This window comes from Natronorubrum sp. A-ect3, from assembly GCF_041821125.1.
In the GTDB taxonomy this organism is placed as follows: domain Archaea; phylum Halobacteriota; class Halobacteria; order Halobacteriales; family Natrialbaceae; genus Natronorubrum; species Natronorubrum bangense.
On sequence record NZ_JBGUBB010000006.1, the window covers coordinates 86574 to 107121 of the forward strand.

Annotated in this window: 11 protein-coding genes; 1 reads left to right on the top strand and 10 read right to left on the bottom strand. The window is 58.4% G+C overall.

Going from position 1 to position 20548, the window contains the following annotated elements:
* Window positions 1-31: 31 nt before the first annotated feature.
* The 3 genes from ACERJA_RS16300 to ACERJA_RS16310 all read right to left on the bottom strand — a co-directional run bounded on the left by ACERJA_RS16300 (window position 32) and on the right by ACERJA_RS16310 (window position 13782).
* Window positions 32-10552 carry a right-handed parallel beta-helix repeat-containing protein gene (locus ACERJA_RS16300; RefSeq protein ID WP_373609310.1) on the bottom strand — a complete coding sequence of 3507 codons (10521 nt, stop codon included), beginning with the start codon at window positions 10550-10552 and terminating at the stop codon, window positions 32-34.
* Between the two features lie 126 nt (window positions 10553-10678).
* A complete protein-coding gene (locus ACERJA_RS16305; RefSeq protein WP_373609311.1) occupies window positions 10679-12466 on the bottom strand; it encodes a histidine kinase N-terminal 7TM domain-containing protein in 1788 nt (595 codons plus the stop codon).
* Between the two features lie 152 nt (window positions 12467-12618).
* The gene (locus ACERJA_RS16310) at window positions 12619-13782 is read right to left on the bottom strand and encodes a response regulator (protein ID WP_373609312.1); all 1164 of its coding nucleotides are present in this window, start codon (window positions 13780-13782) and stop codon (window positions 12619-12621) included.
* Window positions 13783-13810: 28 nt separating this feature from the next.
* Here ACERJA_RS16310 and ACERJA_RS16315 point away from each other — a divergent pair, with 28 nt between their 5' ends.
* Window positions 13811-14605 carry a winged helix-turn-helix transcriptional regulator gene (locus ACERJA_RS16315; RefSeq protein WP_373609313.1) on the top strand — a complete coding sequence of 265 codons (795 nt, stop codon included), beginning with the start codon at window positions 13811-13813 and terminating at the stop codon, window positions 14603-14605.
* Window positions 14606-14641: 36 nt separating this feature from the next.
* Here ACERJA_RS16315 and ACERJA_RS16320 read toward each other — a convergent pair whose 3' ends face one another.
* The 7 genes from ACERJA_RS16320 to arsA form a co-directional block, all read right to left on the bottom strand.
* Window positions 14642-15334 (bottom strand): TOBE domain-containing protein, encoded by a 693-nt coding sequence (locus tag ACERJA_RS16320; RefSeq protein ID WP_373609314.1) that lies wholly within the window; start codon window positions 15332-15334, stop codon window positions 14642-14644.
* A 57-nt stretch (window positions 15335-15391) separates the two neighbouring features.
* Complete coding sequence (locus ACERJA_RS16325; protein WP_373609315.1) at window positions 15392-16156, bottom strand: amino acid ABC transporter ATP-binding protein; 765 nt, start codon at window positions 16154-16156, stop codon at window positions 15392-15394.
* Window positions 16156-16872: an ABC transporter permease gene (locus ACERJA_RS16330; RefSeq protein WP_373609316.1), complete on the bottom strand. Its 717-nt coding sequence runs from the start codon at window positions 16870-16872 to the stop codon at window positions 16156-16158. Before ACERJA_RS16330 ends, ACERJA_RS16325 begins: the two co-directional genes overlap by 1 nt.
* Before the next feature lie 11 nt (window positions 16873-16883).
* The gene (locus tag ACERJA_RS16335) at window positions 16884-17816 is read right to left on the bottom strand and encodes a substrate-binding domain-containing protein (protein ID WP_373609317.1); all 933 of its coding nucleotides are present in this window, start codon (window positions 17814-17816) and stop codon (window positions 16884-16886) included.
* A 274-nt stretch (window positions 17817-18090) separates the two neighbouring features.
* On the bottom strand, window positions 18091-18276 hold the full coding sequence (hcsS, locus tag ACERJA_RS16340) for a halo-CC-star protein HcsS (RefSeq protein WP_373609318.1): 186 nt from the start codon (window positions 18274-18276) through the stop codon (window positions 18091-18093).
* Window positions 18267-18635 carry a halo-CC-star protein HcsL gene (hcsL, locus tag ACERJA_RS16345; RefSeq protein ID WP_373609319.1) on the bottom strand — a complete coding sequence of 123 codons (369 nt, stop codon included), beginning with the start codon at window positions 18633-18635 and terminating at the stop codon, window positions 18267-18269. The genes hcsS and hcsL overlap by 10 nt, the downstream gene beginning before the upstream one ends.
* The gene (gene arsA, locus ACERJA_RS16350) at window positions 18632-20548 is read right to left on the bottom strand and encodes an arsenical pump-driving ATPase (RefSeq protein ID WP_373609321.1); all 1917 of its coding nucleotides are present in this window, start codon (window positions 20546-20548) and stop codon (window positions 18632-18634) included. Before arsA ends, hcsL begins: the two co-directional genes overlap by 4 nt.

The following is a 20548-nucleotide window of genomic DNA, read 5'->3' on the forward strand; positions in this document are numbered from 1 at the left end:
CTATGAGCAAAAAGCTCTAACAGCCGCTACACTACTGTCGATCTGTGGATGCCCGACGACGTGCTGCGACGACAAGACAGAGGAGTACGACGAGCGAAATGGTGACACCGAAGCCTGGCATCTCGTCGTCTAGTTCGTCGGTTCTCTCATCAGCCGGCTCAGGTTCTTCTCCGAGTTCGCCATCCGCTGTCGTCTCGTCGGCTGGTTCTGATTCTTTTCCGGACTTGTCATCCGCTGTTGAGTCAGTGGCATCGGCCGTCACGACAAACACCGAGAATCCCGGCGTTTCGGCGTTGATAACCACACTATCGGTCGTTTCCTTAGCGACCGTCGTCTCGAGAGAGTCCCATTCGCCGTTGTCGCTGTCGAGTCGGCTGATGACGAGTCCATCGCTTGTTGCCCCGGCCACCTCGAGTTGAGCGGTTGGCACCGCCGTCGTGATCGTTGCCGGCGAGTCAGTGAGTGATTCGGGAACAGCGATCTGGACAACACTGAGGACAGTTCCTGATGGGCTTGCAGCCGATCCAGGGACGCTATCGAGCGTTCGCACGACGACTTCGCCGTCGGCCGATTTGTCGAACGTAATCTCTCGAATGCCGTCGTCTGTCTCGAACGTCGCTGTCGAAACTCCGGTCTTTAGGTGGGTCTCGAGTGTTGTGCGGGCGGTATCGGTCGCATTGGTTCCCGTCGGGATTTCAGGAACGTCAGTAGTTGGGTCGGTCGGCATTGGAAAGCTCCCGCCGCCCGATTCCGAACTACCGCTATCGGACTCAGCCACGCTAAACTCCGTGTCAGCGGTCGCAGTGTTGCCGGTAGTGTCCGCGACGGTGATGGTTGCGCTGTAGGACGTTCCGGGCTCGAGTGTGAGAGTGTGTTCCGCTGCCGATGATGTGATGTCGGTGTCGTCGCTCGCTGTGACATCCTCACCGTCGACTTCCATCGTGACCGTTCCCACGTCGATACCGGAACGATCATCGGCGTACTCGAATCGGACCGTCGTCTCTTCGACATCCGAGTCGAGCGTCGATCCATCGGCTGGCGATCGGTCACTGATCACCGGTGGCTCAGTATCGGGGACGAACGCGCCGTAGGTGGAGAAGCCAGTAACCGAGGCCGTGAGGAACGGATCATCGTCGATCTGTGTGACGGTCGACCCCGCAACAGGGTCCCAGCTCCCGCTTGCGTCATCGTAGTAGTGTAATTCGACTTCGTCGGCCGATGCACTGCCAGGGAGTTCTTCTTCGTTGATCGCCATCGAGATCGATGCGCTCTCGACGGTGCCCTCCTCGAGGTAGTAATCGAGCAGGTTGTCGAGGTCTGCGGTGATGAAGCCGGCCCCAAGTTGGCCGTCGCCGAGGTTTGCGTTGGCCGTCGTCTCCGACAACGAGGCGAACAGGTCCTGAGTGAGGACCGCCTCGTCAGCTTCGTCAGCGACCTCGAACTCGATTGCGGTCCCAGTGTCGTCGATCTCGATGACGCCATCCTCGAGCGTGAATCGGGTGTCGACGGTGACCGAAGCGGTGTCAGTACCCTCGTTGCCGGCATGGTCAGTGCCGACGCTGGTGATCTCGTAGGTCCCAGTCTCGCCGGTTGCGAACGTGCCGGTGAAGTGAGTGTCACTTCCGCTGACTGGAAGCATCGAGACTGAGCCGCTTTCGGTCGAATTATCGGATGCGGTGAACACGCCCTCAACTTCAGGAGGCTCTGCCAGCGGCTTGTCGCTCTCGACGACTACCGTCGCGCCCTCGCTGTCGACGTCCTCGAGGGTCGCCGAGAGACGAGGCGCGTCGCGGTCGATCACAAGTGGGTTGTCGGCGGTGTCGGTCCCAGCGGAACCAACGCGGTCGACGGCCACCACTGACACTTCGTAACGGCCGTCGTCTTCGATCGCAGCAGGCGAAACCGTCGCCGTCCACGTCTCGTCTTCGTCGTGGCTCGCCTCGAACGAACGGACGTAGTTCGTCTCGAGCGAACTCACCAACACGTTGACCGTCTCGAGGTCAAGATCGGCATCAATCTCGACAGTAACGGGAACGTCCTCACTCGCGTGCACCTGTTCCGTCTCGGTCTCGGGGTCAAAGCTGACTGAGTGGCCTGCGACGTCGACGATCGACGCCTCGACGGTCGACTCGGTGACATCGATGGTGCCGGCGTTTCTGTCGCCTAACTCGAGGTCGTAGGTGCCTGCTTGGTTGAACTCGGCAGTGATGTTGATCGCGCCGAGGTGGTAGAAGCCGGGTGCAAGCGTCACCTCCTGGCTGCCGATAGCCTCCGTTTCGCCGGTATCCTTGTGGGTAGCATTGAGCGAGATTTCCTCGGTCCCTTCGACGTTCCCACCCTGGTAGACGCTGCCGACGACGTAGGCGTGCTCGCCCTCGATTAGTTCTATTTGGGAGGTGGAGGCGGCTATCACCTGAATATCCGATTCGGCCGGGTCGACGTCGACGGTCCCTGCGTAAGTATCGCCCAATTCGAGGTCGTACGTACCGGCCTCATCGGGCTCGAACGTGATATTGATCGCGCCCAAGTGGTAGAAGCCTGGCTCGAGTGTTGCCTCCTGGGTGCCGACGACGGCGGTGTCGCCGGTCTCGGTGTTCGTCGCGGTGAGTTCGATTTCTTCGGGGCCGTCGATCGTACCGTTCTGATAGATGCTGCCCGTGACAGAGGTCTGTTCGCCTTCGACGAGTTCGATCTCGGAGACGCCTGCCGCGATGACTTGAATATCGGATTCGGCGGGCACAACCTCGACTGTTCCAGCAGCTCTGTCACCGAGCTCGAGGTCGTACGTTCCTGGCTCGTCGGGCGCGAACGAGACGTTGAGCGCGCCGAGGTGGTAGAACCCCGGCTCGAGGGTCACTGCTTGTGACCCCACGACCTCGCGCTCGCCGGTATCGACGTGCGTGGCGGTGAGGTCGATCGTCTCGGAGTCGTCAACCGTACCGTTCTGATAGATGCTGCCAGTGACGAACAGCTCCTCACCCTCGACGAGTTCGACCTCGGAGACGCCTGCGGCGATGACCTGAACGTCGGAGTATGCTTCTTCGACGTCGACCGTGCCGGCGTCAAGGTCGCCGAGTTCGAGGTCGTACGTCCCCGGCTCATCGGGGACGAACGAGATATTCAGCGCACCGAGATGGTAGAAGCCGGGCTCGAGGGTCACTGCTTGTGACCCCACGACCTCGTTCTCGCCGGTTTCAGAGTTCGTGGCGGTGAGGTCGATCGTCTCGGTCGCCTCGTCGCTACCGTTCTGGTAGATGCTGCCCGTCACGTGAACCGGCTCTCCCTCGAGGGTATCCACTGCCGAAACCGACGCCCCGATCACCCGGATGTCGGTGACGATTTCGTCGACAGTGATCGTGCCGATTTCGCGATCCCCAAGCGCCAGCTCGTAGTCGCCCGGTTTGTCGGGCGTGAACGAGATATTGAGCGCGCCGAGGTGGTAGAACCCCGGCTCGAGCGTGACGTTTTGGCTGCCGAGCACGTCTGTCTCACCGTTCTCGACGTTCGTAGCGGTGAGTTCGACCTCCTCGGGGCCGTCGACGTTGCCGGCTTGGTAGATGCTACCGGTCGCGTAGAGCTCGTCGCCCTGTGTGACTTCGACCTCGGAGACACTCGCGGCGATCACTTGGACGTCGGAGTACGCTTTCTCGACCTCGATCGTGCCGGCGTGTCGGTCACCGAGTTCGAGGTCGTAGGTACCCGCCTCATCCGGGACGAACGAGACGTTGAGCGCGCCGAGGTGGTAGAACCCCGGCTCGAGCGTGACGTTTTGGCTGCCGAACACGTCCGTCTCACCGCTGTCGGTGTTCGTGGCGGTGAGTTCGATCTCCTCGGGGCCGTCGACGTTGCCGGCTTGGTAGATGCTGCCGGTCACGTAGAGGTCGTCGCCTTCGATCGCCTCCACGTCAGAGACGGACGCTGCGATGACCTGAATGTCTGACTCAGCAGGTTCGACCTCGATCGTGCCGGCGTGTCGGTCGCCGAGTTCGAGATCGTACGTTCCCGGTTCGGCGGCAAACGAGACGTTGAGCGCACCGAGGTGGTAGAAGCCCGGCTCGAGCGTGACGTTTTGGCTGCCGAGCTCGTTCGTCTCACCGCTTTCGACGTCCGTGGCGGTGAGTTCAATCTCCTCGGGGCCGTCGATCGTGCCGTTCTGATAGATACTGCCGACTGCGTAGAGCTCGTCGCCTTCGACGGCGTCCACGTCGGAGACAGACGCCGCGATGACCTGAATGTCCGATTCAGCAGGTTCGACCTCGATCGTGCCAGCGTGTCTGTCGCCGAGTTCGAGATCGTAGGTGCCAGCTTCGTCAGGCACGAACGAGATGTTGAGCGCACCAAGGTGGTAGAAGCCCGGCTCGAGAGTTATCTCTTGGGTACCCACAACTTCGCTTTTGTTTGTCTCGGTGTTCGTGGCGGTGAGTTCCACCGTCTCAGGGCCGTCAATGTTGCCCGCTTGGTAGACGCTCCCGACTGCGTAGAGCTCGTCGTCCTCGACCGCCTCCACATCAGAGACAGATGCTGCAATGACCTGAAGATCCGATTCGGCTTCTTCGACCTCGACGGTGCCGGCATGACGGTCGCCAAGTTCGAGGTCGTAGGTGCCGGCCTCATCTGGTTCGAATGTGATATTGATCGCACCGAGGTGGTAGAAGCCCGGCGAGAGAGTTACCTCCTGGCTACCGATACTCTCCGTCTCGCCGGTCTCCTGGTGGGTGGCGTTGAGCGAGATTTCCTCGGTCCCTTCGACATTACCAGCTTGGTAGATGCTGCCAACGACGGAGGCGTGTTCACCTTCGATCAGCTCGATTTCCGACGTCGAGGCTGCAATCACCTGAATGTCGGAGTACTGGTTTTCGACAAATACCGTCTCGACAACGAACCCGTTGAGGGAGATCGTCGCGTTCATTTCGTCTTCATCGGCGGGCAGATCCGCTTCCGTCGGCGTCCATTCGAATTCAACAGCGCCGGGCGTCGCGCCCGGCCCAACCTCGACAGTTGTGTTTTCGGCGCGCTCCCCGTCGACGTTCAGATCGACGTCGTAAGTTCCGGGGCCGCCGTTGTTGAGCAAATCGCCAGTGATCGTGATCGTCTCCCCGAGCACGACCGACGACTGGTTCACGTCCGCGCCGTAGATGAGGACGTCGGCGTCCTCGATGACGGTAACCGTTCCAGCGTCCTCACCGCCGACACCCAACTGGAACTCACCGGCGGTTTCGAAGGTCCACGTGAACGTGACCTCCGTGCTCTCGCCCGCTTCGAGCGTAACCGCCGTGTTCTCGACCGTCTGGCCGTTGACTTCGAGCGGAACAGTCAGTTCGCCCTCAACCTCACCGACGTTCTCGACTGTCGCCTCGATCGTCGCGTCCTCGTCGGTTCCGAGTTGGGTCGGCTCAACGTTCGCGTCGCGGACGTCGAGTTCAGCGGCAGGATCGGGAGCCTCGCCGTCGTCGGTCGGTGTGACGGAGAGTTCGACCGTGTCGAACCCGACAGCGACCGCGTCCGAGTCGTTCGGGACGCCCGAGACGACGACCGCCTCAGCGCCGTCGTACGCGAGGTCGGATTCGAAGGAGAACGTCTCCGAGAGTGTGTCACCCGGACCCAAGACACGCGGCAGCAGGCTGCTTTCGTCGTACAGCGTGTCGACATTCGTGGGAAGTTCATCCCCGTCGAGAACGCCGGCTTCGACGACGCCGAGTGCGGTGAACTGGGCTGCAGCGACGTCGCCGGTGTTAGCGATTTCGGCGACGACAGTGATCTCTTCGCCGTCTGCGACGTCAACTGTGCTCTCGTCGGTGCGGATCTCGACCGCGAGTTCGACGTCTTCGGGGTCGGGTAGCGGTTCGACCTCGAGGTCGACCGTCGCCGTCTCTCCTTCGGCTACCGTCTCCGTAACGGGAGCGGCGATCCACTCCTCGGCGAAGACGCTTACCTCGTAGGTTCCGGGCGGCACATCGATCGCGTACTCGCCCGCTTCGTTCGTGACGGGTCCGAGTTCGATCGGCTCGCGGTCGTCCCCGTCAACCTGCACAGAGTCATCCATCGCTCTGTCTGGGCTACCGACGACCTCGCCGGTTTCCACGTCGATAACCTGTATCGGAACGCCAGCGATCAGAGCACCTTCTCCATCAGTGACGGTCCCGGTGATCGTCGTGGGTTCAGGGACGGGCTCGAGCGCGACGTCGACAGTCGCGGTTTCGCCATCGACCACTTCGACGTCGCTGACGGTCGTCGGCTCGAGTCCGAACCCCTCGACGGACACCGAGACCGAATAGGTGCCGGGAGCGACGTCGACCGCGTACTCGCCCGCTTCGTTCGTGTCTACACTGTCCCAAGACTCACCGAAGACCTGTACGAGAGCGTCCGGTACCGGCTCGTCGCCATCGACAGCGGTGACCGTCCCCTCGATCGTCCCGAGCGGTATCGGTTCGAGTTCGACGGAAACGCTCGTCTCCGAATCCGCGCTCACGTCGACATCTGTGACGGTTTCGCTTTCGAGCGCGGGATCGGACGCGGTGATCGTGACCGTGTACGTCCCGGGTGCGATGTCGATGGCGTACTCGCCGTCGGCGTTCGTTTCGGTGTCCGCGATACCGTTCACCGACACGCTAGCGCCGGAGACCGGCTCACCGTCGGCGGTGATGACACCGGAGATCGTCCCGTCGACTTCGGGCTCGTTACCGTCTCCCGGATCCTCCACGTCGCTCTGTGGGGTCGTCGCGAACGGAGCGAACTGGATTGGCCCACTGTTGATCTGGATCTCGTCACCGTCGCCGTCCGCAACGAGGTCCGTATCCTCGGCGTCGACAAACGGCTCGTCGCTTCCGGTGGTGCTTGGGCCGCTCTCGGCACCCCACCAGTTGTTCGTCGCCTCGAGTGCCGGAGAGTCGCCGTCGTATCGGAGGCCGTAGCCGCTGTTTCCGTCGATATCGTTTTCTGTCACCGAAATACGATCGGCATCTGCATCAACGTAGACTCCCCAAGTATTGTCGATTTGATTACCCGTGATGTCGATGTCGCCGTCACCGACCGAATCGATACGGAGTCCATAGCTGTTCGATTCGAGCGTGTTCGACTCGAGCGTGACCGCACCGTCCGCATTGATCCTGACACCAGCAGCGAACCCAGTTCCACCGTCAGTATGTCCACTGACTTCGTTGTTGAGTAATTCGACGTCGCTGGCTTCGTTGACATTGATTCCATCTCGACCATTGTCGACGAACGTGTTACTTTCGACGGTTATGCCGGAGCTGGAGTCCAACTCGATACCATGATCGCCGCTATTCTGAACGTCATTGTTAATTAATGTGATTGAGTCACTGTTACGGACCCATACTCCGAGACCGTCGTTTTCTTTGATATTATTGTTCTCAACGGTCGCTTCTGCCGCGGAAAACACTCGGATGCCGTATCCACCGTTTTCAAGTACGGTATTGTCCCTGATCGCACTGGCTGCTGACCGACCTTGGATACCGTAGCCACCGTTGTTCTCCACGTGATTATCGGCGATGAAGCCGTCAGCCAATATCGCATTCCCTGCGTTGTCGCGGACAGTGTTATTTGTCACCGCCTCGGCACCGTCTGCACTGATTCCTCCTGAGTCGCCATCGAAGATCTCATTCGAGTCGATCGTCGTGGCAGTGTTCAGGGTATAGATTCCACTCTCGGTGACGTTCCGGACCTCGTTGTCCGCGATCTCGACGGATCCGGAATCCTGCGCCCAGATCCCTCGATCTGTGTTATCGATGTCGTTCGCTTCGATGCTTCCCGTCTCGACCTCGTCGAAGCGAATTGCGTGCGAAGCGTGTCCCGTGAGGTTGGTCGTCGTGATCGTCACGTCGTCCGAATCGGTGGCGACGATGCCACCCGTGTCCTCACGGTCGCCAGTGCTGTCGGAGACGTCCCCATCGACGAACGTCGCGGTACCGACGGCATCGAACTCGACGCCGGTGGCGTATCCGTCAACGGTCGCCCCGGTGATGTCGATATCCGTTCCACCGATCACCGCGATCGCGCGCTCGCCACCCGCGTCCGCCTCGGTCACCGTCACGTCGGTAAGCTCCACGTCGTCGCTGTATGCGACGAGGACACCGATCGGCATCCCCTCAGTGTCGATGTTTTCAACCGTGACATCAGTCGAGTCGACGACGAAGGCCTGTCTCGCATCCTCCGGAGCGGTCATTTCGGACTCACCGGTCACGTAGAACAGCGGTGAGCCGTCTTCGAAGACGTTCTCCTCGACCTCGTGTGCGAAGTGCTCGAGGTCGTCGCCGTCGACGGAGATTCCGGCCTCGAGGGTGTTGTCGAACAGTTTGACGTCGCTTACGCGCTCGAGGACGAGGTCGGTGTCGTGGTCAACGTACTCGTTGTTCTCGATCTCTATCTCGGAGACATAGGGGGTGAACACGGTTCCGTTCCCGTTCGCCTCGAAGCGGTTGTCGGTCACGACCACGCCCGTCGGGAACTCGTTTTCGGGGTCGGGTTCGCTGAGTTCACTGCCCCCGCTTCCATCCGCCGTGATCGGTGCTGCGATCGTGTCGATGTACAGCCCGATCTCGACGCTGCCGACGACGTCGTTACCGGAAACCGTAGTATCCTCGGCCGCGCGGAAGAAGTCCTCGGCAACGCTGTCATCGGTCGCGGATCGGTACGCGAGGCGGACCCCGTGTTCGGCGCTGTCGGTAACCGTGTTGTCGACGATCTCGATTCCCGTCCCGAAGTCGACGCGGATCCCGTCGACGCCGGCGTTCGTGATCTCGTTGTCGATTACCAGCGCCTCGTTGCGCTGATCATCGAAGGCTGATCCGCTCGATCGTGCATTTCCGGGGCCCGCCCAGGCGTCGTCGTAGAACATGACGCCGAATCGGCCGACGTCGGTAATCGTGTTGTTTTCGAAGGTTCCGCCACCCGCCGAGCCGATCTGGATCCCGTTGCCATCGCCGCCTTCGATGTGGTTCTCGTAGGCGTGGAGGTCGCCAGCCGATCCGGAGAACCGAATCCCGGCATTGGTGCTGTCTATGATCTCGTTGTGGCGAAGGACCGTGTCGGTCTGGTTTGATTCGGAGGAGATTCCGACATCGTTACTCGCCAGTAGATTGTGTTCGACGGTGGCACGCGTCGTGGCTCTGAGCCGAACTCCGGCATTGCTCTCATTGAGTTGGTTGTCTTTGATCGTGACGTCGGTCGTGTCTAGAAACGTCTCGGGATCGCTCGTATCGGACGCGCCCCCTCGCGCAACCAATATCCCCGACGGACCACCGTTCGTTATCTCGTTGTTCTCGATGACGGTTCCCGAGGAAAGCCCGGCAAGGTAGATAGCATCACCGGAAGTGCTCTCAATGACGTTGTCCGCAATGACGGCGTTCGCAGAGCCGTTATATATCGAGCCGTCTTCACTGAACCCGAATTGAATCGCCGGCCCGTTCTCGACATTGGTGAGTTCGTTGCCGCGAATCTCCGCGTTCGACGAGTCAAATGGCTTGTCGCCGAACGTATCGAAGCCGTCCTCTGAAACCAGTATTCCTTGGCCAACGTCGGTGAGCGTGTTGTCTTCGATGACGACGTTTTGTGAATCGATCGCCTGAAGCTCGTGACTGGTCTGGACGCGCGGATCAGAAACATCGTTTCCTCGTATCTCGACATCGGTCGTTTCTTCGGCCACAATCGCTCGGAGGCTCTGTTCGAGAACGTTGTCCTCGACGACCGCGCCGTCGACGCTCTGGAGATAAATCCCGGAGTAGGCCCCATCCTGACTGTTGTTCGCGATTTCATTACCACGAACCTCGATACCAGTCAGAATCTCTTTCTCTTCGCCGAAATCGGCAGTCGCTTCGACGTGAATCCCACGGTAGCCGTTCGCTTTGGCAACGTTGTCCGTGATCGTCGCTCCGTTCGCGTCTTGGAGGTAAATCCCCGACCGGTCGTTGCCAGATGCGGTGTTGCCCTCGACGAGCGCGCCGGCTGACTGGTTCCAGACGTTGATTCCTTGTCGGGCATTATCGTTGACGACGTTGTTTGTGATCTCACCATTGGGTGAGTCGAAGAACCGAATGCCAGGGACCGGCGGTTCGCCGACATCGAGGTCGTCGGTCTCGATCTCGAACCCGTTTCCGGTGACAGAGCTGTCAGTCACCATCCCGTTCCACGAGTTCTCGAGTAGAACACCGACTCCGCCATTATCAGCCACTGTCACGCCATCGATGGTGACGCCAGAGGCACCCTGTACACTGATTCCGTGCTCGTCGAACTCACGGACCTCGAGGCCATCGATGGTGACATTGTCCGCTGTAACAACGATACCAGTCGAACCTGACGCTTGGGTGCCGTCGAGTATTGTCGACCCTTCGTCAACGGCTTCAAGCGTTAGATCGGCGACGTCGATGATCAGCGATTCTCCGAACGTCCCAGACTCAACGTGGATTGTGTCCCCTTCCTCAGCGTCGTTGATTTCGTCCTGAATGCTATCGCCGCTCTCAACGGCAGTGGTTGTTATAGCACCGGCCGCACCCACAGTGAGGACGGCACCACAGATCGCGAGAATAGCGAGTACCACGAGTACTCGCGATCTACGTCTTACCGAAGTTCGATCCGCGTTTATCATAGTGGAGATGATACTCAGCGTATCATAACATTCTGCTTAGCTAGACCGTAGTGGGGTACTTAGGGCAGGCTAAGTGGGTCACTCTCGTTTCGGAAGCCGAACGATCACGTCAGTACCCTCTCCCAGTGTGGATTCGATACCGATCGACCCACCGTGTTGTTCAACGATTTTCTTACACAGAGCCAGTCCAGCACCGGTTCCGGGCACCGGTTCTGCGTGCTGGCCTCGAGTGAATAACTCGAAGACGTACTCGAGTTCGTCCGGGTCGATGCCGACACCCTCGTCTGTGACGGTGAGTACGTGTTCGGTCTCGGTTGCCGTGGCATCGATCGAGATTACCGGCGGCTCAGGACCCGAATACCTGATTGCGTTCGAAATGAGGTTCTGAAATAGCCGAACGAGCTGATGCTCAATGCCACTCACTGTTGGCAGCTCATCGACGGAGACTGTTGTGTCAGTCTCTTCGATCGAAAATCGAAGGCTCGTCGTCGCCTGGTCGACAACAGCAGTCAGCGAGATCGGTTCGAACTGGTCCTCATTGCGTTCGATTCGTGAATACTCGAGCAGATCCGACAGCATCGACTGCATTTGCTCGGCGTTCGTCTGTGCCACCGCGAGTATCTCGTCGTTCTCAGTCGAGAGATCCGTTTCTGACCGACGAACGCGGTCGATATATCGTTCGGTCGTTCTCGCTGGTTGCCGGAGGTCGTGAGAGATGGCCGTCGTGAACGTCTCCAGTTCACGGTTTACGGCCATCACCTCATCCAGTTGCGCCGAAACCGCTGCCTCGAGCGCACGTGTTTCAGTCACATCCCGAAGTGTAAGTGTTCGGCCAATCGAGTTCTCATTGATATCAACCAGTGGCGTCTTCGTCACTGCCAGCGTGCGTGGTGTGTCATCGATTTCACACGTCACCTCGCTACTGACTGATGACTTATTCTTGGGGAGTTCCGTATCAGTCACTACGTCCGGAAGAACCTGATGAACACTAGTACCGATTACCGCGTCGCCATCAAGCTTGAGTATCGTCACTGCCGCATCGTTGATATCGACGATTTGGTTTCGTTTATCGACGACAATGATCCCTTCAGTCAAGGTATCAACGACCGACTCTCGAGCAATCGGAACCAGATCTAGCAACTGATAGTGATAGATCGCCAGGAAAAACAACACACCAGTTGCGACGAAGCTGAACGGTGTGAGGTCGAAATTGGACGGGGTATAGAGGTCGGTATGAAATGCGAGATTGGCTGCCATCGGAATCACTGCCCCAAGCAACAACAGCCCAACCTGTCGACGATACACCTTCGGGGCCCAGACAAAGAGCTGTGCAAACAGCAACGCACCGACGGACATGAGCGTATAGCCGTACACTGCGTGAACCCAGAATGCCGGACCGAACGCCTGATCGATAAGCAACAGTGACCCATCATGAACAGACTGGACGCCGAACGACTGACGAATTAACTCGTGTCGCGGGTTCGTCCACACGAGAACGAGATATACCGATGGAATCACCGATAGCGCGCCGACCGTCCGTGGCGTAAGCAACTGTTCTCGACCAGTAAACTGCAGCGCAAACCCGATCCACGCGATTGGGACGGCCGCGACGGCGATATGGTTGAGATTCGCCCAGAACAGTTTCGTCGCCTCAGTTGCACCAGCGATCTGCAACCCATATGTAACAGCCCACAGAGCCATCGCGCCAATCAACAGCAAAAACGCAGTGCTACCGGGTACGTCGCGCTTTTGCCACGCACCGACAGCGACGATCGCCATTGTTGCCGCTGCCAACAGCAAAAACACCGTATAGACCGTCCACTGCCACTCCCACGTAGCAAACAGTGCGGTCGAAAGTGGTGACACGTCGATAATACATCTCCTAAGGAGATGGGAATAATAAAAATACTGATGGGTGTCCTATGCCACACTCCGTGATCGTTCGCTCCCACCGCTGTCGTTCGGAACTACGTATTTTCGCACCAAGCTTCGCCAGTGCTCGAAGACTCGAGGATGCGCTAACGTTCTGTATCACTAACGTGGAGTTGAATCACTGACCCAGAGGGAGTGTTCGCCCGAACAGAAACAGCGATTCCAAACCTCGACAGGATCATCGACGCCAGCTGCAGTCCGACATTCCCACGAGGGATCGTGACATCTGCGTCACCACTCGCTGTCAGGAGCATTTCGTGCTCCGCCGCCAGCTCTGCCCCAGTATTGGTGAAAGTGACTACTGCATCACCATCTACAGATTCGGTTGTAATCGAGACAGCTCCCGAAGGAGAAGCCCGGTCGACTGCGTTGTAGAGGAGATACGTAATCGCCATCCGAAGCGAGGGAGGACAACCAAAGCCAGCCACATTGGAGTCAGAATCATACTCGATTGAGACGCCGGTTGTCTGCTCAACGCGGCTGATCGCAGTCGAGACAAGCGCTCCAAGCTCATGCGTAGGGCCAGTCCCGTCACCGGTTGCAGCTGAGTCAGTAAACTCAGCAGTGATATCGATTGTCTCTTCGATATCGCGTGCGGCATCGAGAATTGATTCGATCGATTGATCGCTGTACTGATCAGACTCAGCGAGCTGGTCTACCTGTCCGACGATGACGCTGATATCGTTTCGCAGTTGACGCCGAACAATCTGGTTTGTGAGTTGAAGCCGATCAGTTGCATCAAGCAGTCGGCGTTGTATTTCGTGTCGTTCCACTGCGTATCGAATCGTCCGAAGCAAGAGCGCGTTTGTGAGATTACCTTTATAAATATAGTCTTGGGCACCACGCTGTATCGCAGTGATTCCAAGCTCCCCTTCATCTCGACCGGTAAGAACGACAACTGGAACAGGTGGGGTGCGGCTAACAAACCTCTCGAGTGTTTCAATACCACGACTATCCGGAAGATCGAGATCAAGGAGGACGACATCCGGAGACTGTGTGTTGGTGTGATCGACTGCTTCGGATAGTCGTGTAACAGGCGAGAGGTTTGTTATATCGAGAAGCGGCTCATCTTCAGCGCCGTAGTGCTGTGGTGTCGCCGATCGGCTGTGTGGGTCAGGGGCTGCCGAGAACGCCCACTCAACGAGACGAATATCGTCGGGATTGTCTTCAACGAGCAAAACATCGAGTGGCGACGTAGCAGATAGTCTCGACATAGACCCTTTCAAATGAGAGTAATGCTTGAGAAACATATATATGTTAGTTAGCCGGTAACACCGTATGGATCGTCGCACGGTGTTGGTGCCACCGAGTGATCGGCCCTCGCTCGAGGCACTCGAATTACTCTCAAACAAATGGGAACCTGCAATCATCCTTACGCTCCTCCATCACGAGCCACTTCGTTTCAGCGAACTTGAATCAGGGTTGCCGGATATCTCTGCGAACATGCTCACGACAGCGCTTGCATCGCTCACCGAAAGCGGATTGGTTCAACGGCAACCTATCAGCAACACGCCACCACAGGTCGAGTACGAACTGACCGCTTCCGGTCGTCAGTTAGAGCCAGTCTTTTCGACACTCAGTACATGGGGAAAAGATCACCTCGAAACACCGACTCCGACGGCCGTCGTAGCCGATTGTGACGACCGACTCACAGAGTTGTACGGCGAATGGTTAGCTGAGAATTTCGATGTGGAACCAGTCAACACCACCGCCGGCCTCCGTGAGTCACTCTTAGACGCCCCTGAGCTCGTCGTTTTTGATATCGATCTGTGGGATGGCTCGATGTATGAGTTCGAGACGCACTGTCCGATCACAACCCGACGGGTGTTGCTTGTCGGCGGTCGTCCAGAGCTGTCACTGGCAGCGTGGCGATGTGACGATGTTCTACGGAAGCCGATCCGGAAGGCAGAACTCGTCGCCCGGGCCGAAACCCAACTCGACTGCATTGGCCAGTCAGAAACTGAACGCGACCGTGCCGGAATCGAGGCAAAGCTAGCGATTCTCGAGTCAATATATCCAAAGTCACAACTGGAAACCCAGGATGTTACTGCCCGACTCTACGATCAATTGTGACTGTGTTGAGCAAACTCGTTCCCGCCACGAGACTGCTTAACGCTCAACTTCGATTGCTCTGGCGGCAGTCGCTTTGAATGAGACGGTAATTGGCTCCCCGTTTTTGATTGCTAACCGATCGGCACTGGCTTTCGTGATGAGTGCCTGGAGGGGGGTGTCCTCGTTGAGTCGAACGGTTACTCGTGTGATCGCATCGCCTGCTTCCAGTTTCTCGACAACCCCTGTAAACTGGTTGCGCAAACTGGTTCCATCTGCTTGTGGAGTCGCCTCAGGCTGGGTCAAAACGACTGCATCGGACCGAACAGTGACCTGTACCTCTGTCGCCCCCTCTGGGACGAGTGCCAGGACCGATCCAACCGATGTCTCGACAGTTGCCAGTTCCCCGGTTCGATCCCGAACGGTCCCCGCAAAGACAGACTCCGTTACCTGTGCCACACCGTCGAGTTCAGCCTCGTGTCGATCGAACTGCTGTCGCAGTTCGTGTGCCGTCTGTGTCAGCTCAGTCCCACCGCCACCGCTTCCTCCTCGTTGTCGTTCCGTAATCTGCCCCACGGCTGCTTCGATTTCGACGACCCGCCGTTGCAGTCGGGCGTACGATCGACCGAGAACGTCGGCTGCTTTGTGCAGTGAACCATGTTGGTCGATCGCGTCAAGCATCTCGATATCGCGCTGCTCGATCGTGACACCGTCGACCGAGAGCTTCGTACTGTATTCTTTTTCAATCGTCATTTCTGGCAAGCAACCGTGATCGGAGGCGGACAGCGGTCGGTCATCACGTCTCGATGGTTAGTATATCAGTTCACCCTCGATAAATTTCCGGGTCCGTTCGTCGGTTGGGTTCTCGAAGATTTGCTCGGTCGGGCCGATCTCGATAATATCGTTCTCGAGGAGCACCGCAACCCGATCTGCAACACGTTCAGCTTGATGCATATCGTGGGTTGCGATAACGACGCCGATATCGCGATTTTTCGCCTCGAAGACAGCTTCTTCGATGACGGCAGTGTTTCGAGGGTCCAGATCCGACGTTGGTTCATCGAGCAGGAGAATCTCCGGGTCGTAGGCCAGTGCACGTGCGAACGCGACACGTTGTGCCTCGCCACCAGAGAGTGAGGTGGCGTCTTGGTTGGCTTTCTCCCGTAATCCTACGGTCTCGAGTGCGTCGATTGCGTCACCTGTCCCGTTGGTGTGTCCAACGAGACTCGAGAGTTCGTGACGGAGGCGATCAGCCCACGATTGGCGAACCCGTAACCCGTATTCAGCGTTGCGACGAACGCTCGCATCGAAGAGACTCGCCTCCTGAAAGACCATGCCGATCTGTCGGCGGTACTCGAGTCGCTGCTGTTCTGAAACCTGCCAGATGGCATCGTTGTCGTACTCAATCGATCCGCGGTTGGGTTCATCGAAGAGGGCGAGCAATCGAAGCAAAGTCGATTTCCCTACACCAGACGGCCCGATAATCGCGACGACTTCGCCGGGCATCACCGACATGGAGACGCCCTCGAAGACGGGTTCATTTTCGTATCCGTGATGGATGGCAATCGCCTCAAGCATTATTGATGCCCTCCGTTCCCACTCCCGAGTCGGACGACGATTGCGTTGACGAGCAGGACGAGGACGACGAGGATCGCCCCGAGTATCATTGCCGTTTCGAACCGACCCTGCTGCGCCTCGAGTTGAATCGCAGTTGTCAGCGTTCGTGTCACTGATGTCCCGTCTGAACTCGCAATGTTGCCACCGACGATGAGCACGGACCCGACCTCGCTGATCGCCCGCCCGAAGCCAGCAAGGACCGCAGTTGCGATTCCGTAGCGGGCTTCTTTGATCGTTACGAGAGCGACGTCCACCTTTGTCCCGCCCATGGCGTACGCAGCGTCGCGGATGTTCTGCTCGACGCTACTTACTGCAGCGAGACTCACCCCGATAATGACCGGTGTCGCGAGGACGAACTGTGACATGATCATCGCCTCAGTCGTGAACACAAGCTCGAGCGAACCGAGTGGACCCTGGTTGGACACCGCAAACAACACGATGAGTCCAACGACGACGCTCGGAAAGCCCATTCCAGTGTTGATGATCGACGTCAGTAAGGTCTTCCCGCGAAACTCCTTGAACCCGACGAAGAGTGCAATCGGGAGACTGAACATCGTACTCAGCGCGATTGCGACGAGGCTCACGTAGAGTGAGACGTAGATGATACTTCGGATATAGTTCCACTCGAAGGGAAAATCAAGTAACACCGGCGTCAGGACACTGGGTTCGAGTGACATCGTATCGTCTCTTACTCGTCGCTACTTGACTCCCATCCGTCGGGGACGTGCTGCTGAAAGTTCGGCTCCGCTGCTAGCGCTTCAGCGAAGAACAGCTGCTCACCGTCGGACGTGTAGCTTTCGATAATCTCCTGTCCGTCGCTACTCGTGACGTAACCGATGTAGGCCATCGCCAAATCGTAGTTCACGTGCTCGTGAACTGCGGGATTGACGGCGACGATCCCGTACGGATTTATCAGCGACTCTGGCCCACCCTCGACAGGGCCTTCGACATAGATCTCGAGGTCGATTCGACTTTGCATGTTCAGGAACGTCCCGCGGTCGGCCAGCGTATAGCCGCCCTGCATATTCGTCTGATTCAAGATCGCTCCCGTCCCATCACCGCCGTCGATATACCAGTCGCCGAACGATTCGACGGTCAAGCCCGCCTCATCCCAGAGCTCGAGCTCTTTCGCGTGGGTCCCGGAGTTGTCGCCTCGAGAGATGAACGTCGATTCAGTCGCCGCGATCTCCGTTAGTGCTGTCTCGACAGTATCCTCGCCAGCGATCTCGGCGGGATCGTCTGGCTCCCCGACGATGACGAAGTCGTTGAACATGAAATCACGCCGGTTGACACCGTAGCCGGCTTCGAGAAACTCGTCTTCGAGCGAGCGGGCATGCAACATCACCACGTCACAGTCACCATTTCGCGCTGTCTCGAGTGCAGCGCCAGTTCCCTGGGCAACGGCGTCGACGGTCACGCTGTAGCGGTCTTCGAACGACGCGTTGAGTTCATCAAGCAGACCCGTATCGTAGGTGCTCGTCGTCGTTGTAAGCGTCAGCGTTTCACCGATGATCCCCGGTTCGCCATCGGTGTCTTCGCTACCGAGGACTGCACAGCCAGCAATGCCGACTGCACCGCTACTGCCGACCGCAGCGATGAACCGTCTCCGTTGTATCCCCATAGATACTACGATAGATACTGGCGATAAATAGCTTTGGGTAGCGAGGTAACTACAAACAGTTTCAGTAGTCGACTTCGAGAATCACTGGGAGAGAAACGTAACCGGTGCAGGTTTCCCAGCCGTGTCCGACTGATATGGGAGCCTCCGTTCCCGTGCTGAGATCTCTGTGACTCGAGGCTCTCGAAGAGGCCGACAGTAACGACGGTGCGACGAGGAGAGGAGTGCTGGCAACGCCAGGTGCAGAGAGCGATGGCACCCAATTGTTGCTCGCCAGTCAGCAACAGTCGTCGTCGCTACAGATCGCGCCGTAATCGATTCCAAGACCGTGTTTGAGTTCTTCGTTGCACTCCAACAGGAGCGATGTATACTCCTCATCGGCCGATTCTTCTTTGGCTGCTACAAGCGCATCACCCAACTGTTCTGCTGCGGTCAGTGTCTCTGCGTTGGTTGTCAACAGCATCCACCTCCGGTTGTCTGTGCGAACTCCTGACCGATCTTTTCGCTGATGATGTCGTTGGTCTGCTCGAGCAGCGCGACTAGTTCAGCTTCGGCTGCTCGCACGTCACTGATCGTCTCGTTGTCCTCCATCTCGGTCTTGAGCTCGCGCAGTTCGCCCATCGTTTCCTGGTCGAAGCCGTCGCGTTGCAACTGCTGTTGTTTCGTCTGGAACTCGCGTAGGAGTTCCTGTGCCTCGTCGTCCGCCTTCAGCTCCTGTTGGCTGTCGACGAACTGCTGGTAGGGTTTCGATTCAGTGATCGTCTCGATGAACTCGTCTAACCGGTCGTCGACGGCCGAGTTCGTGGTTACGTGTTCGCTCATTGGATTTCGATTTCGGGGGTGTCGTCGTCCGCAGTCGGTTCCTGTGCCGGGAAGAGTTCGGAGCCGAAGTTTCGAAGGTCTGCAATCCCGGTCGGTTCCTCTCGCTGAAGCGGTGCAAGCAACATCGGGACGTCGAATCGATCGCCGATCTCCTCGAGGTACGCCTGTTGTTGCTGTCGGCGACTCTCGAAGAAGGCGTTCGTGCCGTACTCGTCGGGAAGCAGGTAGTTGACCGCGACGAGCGACGTTTCGATGTCGACCTGATTTCGGAGATCTTCGGCTGCTCGCCACGCCTCCATCATCGGCGTATACTCGGGATACATGACGAAAACAAATGAGCTCTTCGTCGGATCCCGCATCGTCTCGATGACACGGTCGTATTTTGCACCCGTCTCGGACGCTTCCTTGGTCAGCGAGCCGAGGTCCATGAATCCCTTCCAGTCCGACGGAAGTTCGAGCAATCTGAGCGTGTGGCCGGTCGGGGCGGTGTCGAACACCACCACATCGTGTTCGTCGTCGTCGAAGTACCCGACGAACTTCTCGAGTGCGGCCATCTCCTCAGCACACGGCGAGTCCAGCTCCTCGTTGACCTGTGCTTTGACGGTTTCGACGTCGGCTTCCGAGTCGTCAGCGTCGAACGATTGTTCGACCTGCTCGAGCATCCGGGTTTTGTACTCCTCGAGTGCGCGTTCCTGATCGATACGGGCAGCCTCGAGGCCCTCGATGCCGACTGTTGTGGGCTCGTGGCCGACCTCGGTCCCGAACACGTCCTGCAGGTGGGAGGCAGGGTCAGTGGTGACGATCAGTGTGTCGTACCCTTCTTCGGCCAGCACGGTCGCAGACGTGGCTGCGATCGTGCTTTTGCCGACGCCGCCTTTCCCCGTGAAGAACAGATACCGAGTGTCCTCCTGGGGACGAAGTTCCTCCATGACGGCAGCCGTATCCGTCTCGCTGGCTTGGGTCTCAGTCGTCTCAGCGGGTGTCGACGATTCGACGTCGACGGTCGGGTCCGCATTCTCATACAGCACCTCGGAGACGTCCGTAAGCAGGTCAGCACCCGTGATCTCGCCTGGCTGGAGCGGGTACGTCGCGATTGGCTGTTCGGCGAACGAGGACTCGACATCCTCGAGGATTTCCTGCTCGCGCTCGCGCTTGTCCTCGAAGAACGGATCTTGGCAGACCGCTTCGGGAAGATAGCCGTTGACGACGACGAGATCCGTCGAGATACCCAGTTCGGCGAGGTTTTCCGAGCTGCGTTCGATCTCGTTGATCGCCGCATCCTCAGGCTTGCCCACGAACACGAACGAGGTTTGAGCGTCGTCCTCGAGTGTCTCGATCGCGTTCTCGTACTGCTCTTTCTGGTCCTCGAGTGAGGCAGCGGGACCGATACAGGTCGCCCCACCGTCTTCTAACTCCTCGTTCCAGCCACTGGGCAGTTCCATGAGCCGGATGGTGTGACCGGTTGGGGCGGTGTCGAACACCACCACGTCGTGTTCCGGCTCGTCCATGAACTCGACGAACTGATCGAACGCGGCGATCTCTTCGATACACGGACTATCGAGCTGTTCTTCGACGGTCTTGATCTGCTCGTCGTCGAGGAGTTGGCGCATTGGCTCGAGGGTGCGCTGCCGGTACTCCTCGGCGGCCTCGTCAGGGTCGATTTCGATCGCCGAGAGATTCGGCACGTCCTCGATCGACGTCACAGCGTGGCCGATCGACTGCCCGAAGATATCCGAGAGGTTCGGTGCCGGATCGGTCGTCACGAGCAGCGTGTCGTAGCCTTCTTCGGCGAGCCACTGTGCAGTCGCACAGCTCGCCGTACTCTTACCGACGCCGCCTTTCCCGCTGAAAAAGACGAACTCAGTGTCCTCACCTTGTGGTTCGACGATTTCTCGAGGCGTCGTCTCGGACAT